The organism is Mumia sp. (assembly GCF_028803055.1).
In the GTDB taxonomy this organism is placed as follows: domain Bacteria; phylum Actinomycetota; class Actinomycetes; order Propionibacteriales; family Nocardioidaceae; genus Mumia.
Genome location: NZ_JARBCJ010000198.1, coordinates 1 through 5,769 on the forward strand (window position 1 = coordinate 1; position 5,769 = coordinate 5,769).

Genomic DNA, 5,769 nt, shown 5'->3' on the forward strand with positions numbered 1-5,769 from the left:
GACTCAGCCGAGCACCTGTTCCGATACCTGCGCGACGAGCGGCCCGACATCAACGCGTGGTTCGTCCTGGAGAAGGGGACCGCGGATTGGAAGCGGCTCGACTCCGACGGCTACGGCGACCGGTTGGTGGCGCACGGGTCACGCGACTGGAAGCTGCTCATGCTCAACTGCCGTCACCTGATCTCCTCGCACGCCGACCACCCGGTCGTGCGCCCGCCGGCGATCATGCGCCTGACCGGTCAGCGGTGGCGGTTCACGTTCCTGCAGCACGGCGTCATCAAGGACGACCTGTCCGGGTGGCTGAACCCGAAGTCGATCGACGTCTTCGTGACCAGCACGCCGGGCGAGCACGCCTCGATCGCCGGTGACCACACCCCGTACAGGTTCACCACCAAGGAGGCCGTGCTCACCGGTCTTCCGCGCTTCGACCGGTTGCGCGAGATCGGTCAGCGGGTCGCGCCCGACGACCGCGACCTGGTCCTCGTCGTCCCGACGTGGCGCAACTGGCTCCAGCCGCCGCTCGAGGAGGGCTCGCAGCGTCGTTCGGTGCACCCGGAGCTCTTCGCGTCGGAGTTCATGACGAGCTGGCGGGCGGTCCTCGAGTCGGAGGAGCTCGCGCAGGCGTGCGCCGCGCAAGGTCTCAAGATCGGGTTCCTGCCCCACCCGAACCTCCAGCCCGCTCTCGAGCAGATGCAGCTGTCGCCCCACGTGGTGCCGCTCTCGTACCACGGCCAGGACGTTCAGGAGCTCTTCGCCCGAGCAGCGGTCCTCGTGACCGACTATTCGTCGATCGCCTTCAACGCGGCCTATATCGACCGCCCGGTCGTCTACTTCCAGTTCGACCAGGAGCGGGTGCTCAACGGCGGACACGTCGGGCGCAAGGGCTACTTCACCTACGAGCGCGACGGCTTCGGGCCCGTCACGTATGACGCCGAGGCGGCTGTCAAGGAGACGATCACGTCGCTGACGCACGGACGCGATCCTCGTCCCGAGTACGCCGCGCGCAACGCGGCCACCTTTCCCGCGCGTGACGGGCGGTGCCGCGAGCGCGTGACGGCGGCGATCGAGGCCTCAACCCGGAGGCTCACCGTCGCAGAGGCGGCCGAACCCGTGCAGACAGCCGTTCAACCGGCATGAGTGAGGTGCGATCGATCGCGCTGTTCGGCAGCTGCATGACACGCGACAACTTCAACTCACGCTTCAATCCTCACTACAAGGCGACGTACCGGTGTGACGTCGCCCAGAACCAGATGTCGGTCCTGAGTCTCATGTCGGAGCCCATCACGGAGCGCTGGGAGCCGACCAAGGCGATGTCGGACTACGACGTGTGGAACATTCGCACGGAGTTCGACAAGGCCTTTCTCGGCGAGCTTGCCGGGTCGAGTCCGAGGCCTGACTACCTGCTGCTGGACTTCTTCGGGGACGCGCACTTCGGTGTGCTGCAGCTCGACGACGGCAGGATCATCACCGACAACCGCTGGAAGGTGCACGCGACCGACTTCTATCAGCGGCTGCGCGACCAAGGCCGGCTGACCCGCCTTCATCCGACCAGTGACCCTGACGCCTACTTTGCGCTGTGGTCCGAGGCGGTGGACCGTTTCGCCGAGCACGTGCGCCTGACCCTGCCCGAGACCCGGGTGGTGGTGCACTGCGGGCATCACACCAACCTGTTGATGCTTCCGGACCGTCCTCGACCGGGGAGACTGCAGAAGCACCGCAGCATCGCCCGGATCGACGTGGAGGCGGCCAACGCTCAGTGGCGACGGATGGACGCCTATGCGGTCGAGGCGTTCGGGGCGGCGGCGATCGACCTGACGGGCGAGGACTTCCCGACCTTCGACGACCACCCGTGGGGGCCGTTCTACGTCCACTACCGCATGGACTACTACCACCGGTTCCTCGCCGAGCTGCACAAGATCGTGATCGGTGACGGCGCCACCCCGACTCCTCAGATGGTCGCCGACATCGAGTTGGCGGCGGGGGAGACCCCCACCCTCCGGCTTGCCGCCTGCGAGGAGGAGCGCGCCGCGCTCAAGGAACGCCTCATGTCCCGCAAGGAGGAGGTCGCTCAGCTGCGGTCACGTGTGGCACGGCTCGAGCGCACCCCCTGGCGGCGTGCGGCGTCCCGGCTCCGTCGTACCCGCGCGTTTCGCGCGCGGCGACCGTAAGCCGTGTTCGCCGACGCGAGGGCGGAGCTCTCCGACGGCGGTTGTCCGAGGCCGCACCGAAACGGCTAGCATCGTCGGCGATGTCGTCGACCGTCGAGAGCCGCCGTGCTCGCCCCGCGGTCGGGGCATCTGTGCCCCAGGCCACCCCGGTCAGGCCTGAGATCCAAGGTCTCCGCGCGATCGCGGTCGGTCTGGTGGTCGTGTTCCACCTGTGGCCCAACCGGCTCCCGGGTGGCTACCTGGGCGTCGACGTCTTCTTCGTGATCTCGGGATACCTGATCACGGCGCACATCCTGCGTGAGTCCGACCGGACCGGCACCATCGCGCTGGGCGCCTTCTGGGCGCGCCGCGCGCGGAGACTTCTCCCCGCGGCCTACCTCGTCCTCGCGGCGTCCCTCGTCGCCGTCGTCGTCTGGGTGCCGCGGATGCTGTGGCAGCAGTTCGTCCGGGAGATCGGTGCCGCCGCGCTCTACGTCGAGAACTGGGCGCTCGCCCACGACGCCGTCGACTACCTCGCCGCCGACAACGTCGCCTCGCCGGCGCAGCACTACTGGACGCTGTCGGCGGAGGAGCAGTTCTACCTCGTCTGGCCGCTGCTCGTCCTCGCCGGCCTCTGGCTCGCGCCGGTGCTGGCGCCGAGCCTGGGCGTACGGCGACAGAGGCTCGCCGTAGGAGGCGTCCTCGGCGCCGTCACGCTCGCGTCCTTCGCCTACTCGCTCTACCTCACCGCCGCGGACCCGGCCCGCTCCTACTTCGTCACGACCACGCGTGCCTGGGAGTTCGGCGCGGGAGCGATGCTCGCGTTCGTCCCCGTCCTGGCCGGACGCCGTCACATCCGTGCCGCGATCTCATGGGCGGGTCTGCTCCTCCTGGTGGTGTGCGCCCTACGGATGACGGAGGAGACTCCGATGCCGGGTACGGCCGCGGTCTGGGTCGTCCTCGGCACCTGCGCCTTGCTGTGGGCTGGCCATCCGGAGGTCGGCTGGTCGCCCACGCGCGCCCTCGCGTGGCGCCCGGCCCAGTTCGTCGGCGACGTGTCGTACTCCATCTACCTGTGGCACTGGCCGCTGATCGTCATCCTTCCGTACGCCACCGGCTCCGACCTCGGCATGCTCGACAAGCTGGCGATCGCCCTGGCGACCCTCCTGCTCGCCTGGGCGACGAAGGTCTGGGTCGAGGACCCGGTGCGCACCGGTCGGAAGTTCGGCCTGCGCCGGTCCTCGGTGACGTTCGGTCTGACCGCGGCGACGGCGGGGGCGTTGGTGGTCGGTTGCTTCGCCGGCTGGTCGGTGGTGGAGCGCGACAACGAGGCGCGTGCCGCCGCAGCCGACGCGCTGCTCACCCAGCACGGCGGGTGCTTCGGGGCCGCGTCGCGCGATCCTGCGAAGTCCGATGTGTGCCCCGACCCCTCTCTCGAGGACGCCATCATCCCGGACCCCTCCGAGGTGAAGACCGAGCACGCGACCTACGAGCGCTGCGCCAAGCACCTGCGCGGCGCGACGTTCGAGGGATGTCCGTTCGGGACCCCCCGCCGAGGGGTGCCGCACATCGCGGTCATCGGCGACTCCCACGCCCGGGCGATGATGCCGATGTTCGAGATCCTCATCGAGCAGGGCGTGCTCACCGCGGAGATGTTCTCCTCGCCCGGCTGCGCCTGGTCGACCGTCCCGCCGGCCGCGGGCAACACGCAGGGGCGCAAGAAAGCCTGCGCCGCTCTCAAGGCGAACCTCGCCGACCTTCTCGCGAAGGACGCCGACCGCTTCGACTTCATCGTCACCACGAACCGGGCCTCCAGCCAGCGCGCCTCGCAGGAGGAGCGGGTCCAGGGCCTCCTCGACGTGTGGCGACCGGCGCGGGCCGCACGGGTGCCGATCGTCGCGGTGCGCGACAACCCCGAGGGCGGTCGGCTGCCCGAGGACAACCCGAACCTCTGCCTGGGCGAGGTCGGCGCCGCAGGAGCGGAGTCGTGCGCGCTCTCCCGCAAGGAGGCGGTCACCGACAACTTCGACCCGTACGGGGAGGCCGTGAAGAAGATCGGCAAGAAGAAGCGTGCGGTGCACCTCGACATGACCCGTTGGTTCTGCGACGAGGACACCTGTCCCGTCGTGATCGGGGGCGCGAACGTCTACCGGGACAGCAACCACATCACGATGACCTACGCCCGCACCATGGCGCCGTACTACCGGAAGGCGTTGGTGAAGGCGGGTCTTCTCGACCGACGCCGCTGACGGACGCGGATGTGAGGCGCGCCACAAGCGGGTTACGGCGAGGTTTCGCGCACGTAGACTGAACGAGTCCGTTTGTCTGGTACCCCGAGGGGACTGGAACGAAAGGCACGTCGATGACGTCGCTCCACGCCGTAGGCGTGGTCGGTGCAGGTCGCGTCGGAGCGGTTCTTGCCGCCCGGCTGCGCGAGGCCGGCCACGAGATCGTCGCAGTCAGCGGACGGTCCGCCGCTTCCCGCACCCGCATCGACACCCTCCTTCCTGGTGTGGACGTGCTGACGCCCGCGGAGGTGGCCGCGCGCGTTGACGTCCTCCTGCTCGCGGTCCCCGACGACTCGCTCTCCGCGCTGGTCGCCGAGCTCGCGCTGGACGGACACCTCCGTCCAGGACAGGTCGTCGTGCACACCAGCGGACGTCACGGTCTCGGCGTGCTGGCGGCTGCCGCGCACGTCGGCGCGCGCCCCGTCGCCATGCACCCGGCGATGACCTTCACCGGCACCGACATCGACCTCGAGCGGCTGGACGGCTCCGTCTTCGGGCTCACCGCCGGTCCGGGCGAGCGGGAGGTCGCCGAGGCCCTCGTCGCCGATCTCGGCGGCCGGGCGATCTGGATCCGGGACGAGGACCGTACGACCTACCACGCGGCACTGGCCCACGGGTCCAACCACCTGGTCACGATCGTCTCGCAAGCCATGCAGATCCTGCGCCGGACCGGGGTCGACGACCCGGCGAGCGTGCTGCGGCCGCTCCTGACCGCCGCCCTCGAGAACGCCCTCCTCTACGAGGACGCGGCGCTCACCGGGCCCGTCGTGCGGGGCGACGTCGAGACCGTGCGCTCCCACGTGGCGGCGCTCCACGACCAGCCCATCCCGGTCCTCGACACGTACGTCGCGATGGCGCGTGCGACCTCGGTGCACGCGGTCGCCGACGGGCGCCTCGACCGGCGCGGCGCGCTCGCCATCCGCCAGGTGCTGCGTGAGTCCGAGTGGGACGTCCTCGCCACGCTCGTCACCGACGAGGGCTCGCGGACCGACGCATGAGCACACCTCTGGTCGCCACGACGCGTGGCGCCCTCGACGCCGCGCTCGCGCCCGCCCGCTCGGAGGGCCGCTCCGTGGCCCTCGTCCCGACGATGGGCGCCCTCCACGACGGTCACCTGGCGCTCGTCTCCCGCGCACGCGAGCTTGCCGACGTCGTGGTGGTCTCGGTCTTCGTGAACCCGACCCAGTTCGGCGCGGGGGAGGACCTCGACCGCTACCCCCGGACCTGGGAGGCCGATCTCGAGCGGCTGTCGGACGCCGGCGTCGACGTCGTCTTTCACCCTGCCGTCGCCGAGATGTATCCCGCCGGCCCCGACTCCGACGGTGTCACGGTGG

At 70.0% G+C, this 5,769-nt stretch carries 5 protein-coding genes; all 5 read left to right on the forward strand.

Going from position 1 to position 5,769, the window contains the following annotated elements; translation table 11 throughout:
- Nucleotides 1-1,137: CDP-glycerol glycerophosphotransferase family protein (locus tag PV363_RS15170; RefSeq protein ID WP_301022758.1), on the forward strand; the 1,137-nt coding region annotated here is incomplete at its 5' end.
- Nucleotides 1,134-2,168: a DUF6270 domain-containing protein gene (locus tag PV363_RS15175; protein ID WP_301022759.1), complete on the forward strand. Its 1,035-nt coding sequence runs from the start codon at nt 1,134-1,136 to the stop codon at nt 2,166-2,168. The genes PV363_RS15170 and PV363_RS15175, both read left to right, overlap by 4 nt.
- 80 nt (nt 2,169-2,248) lie before the next feature.
- Complete coding sequence (locus PV363_RS15180) at nt 2,249-4,396, forward strand: acyltransferase family protein (RefSeq protein WP_301022760.1); 2,148 nt, start codon at nt 2,249-2,251, stop codon at nt 4,394-4,396.
- Nucleotides 4,397-4,509: 113 nt separating this feature from the next.
- On the forward strand, nt 4,510-5,433 hold the full coding sequence (locus PV363_RS15185; RefSeq protein WP_220342209.1) for a DUF2520 domain-containing protein: 924 nt from the start codon (nt 4,510-4,512) through the stop codon (nt 5,431-5,433).
- On the forward strand, nt 5,430-5,769 hold a 340-nt coding region (locus PV363_RS15190; protein WP_301022761.1), incomplete at its 3' end, for a pantoate--beta-alanine ligase. The genes PV363_RS15185 and PV363_RS15190, both read left to right, overlap by 4 nt.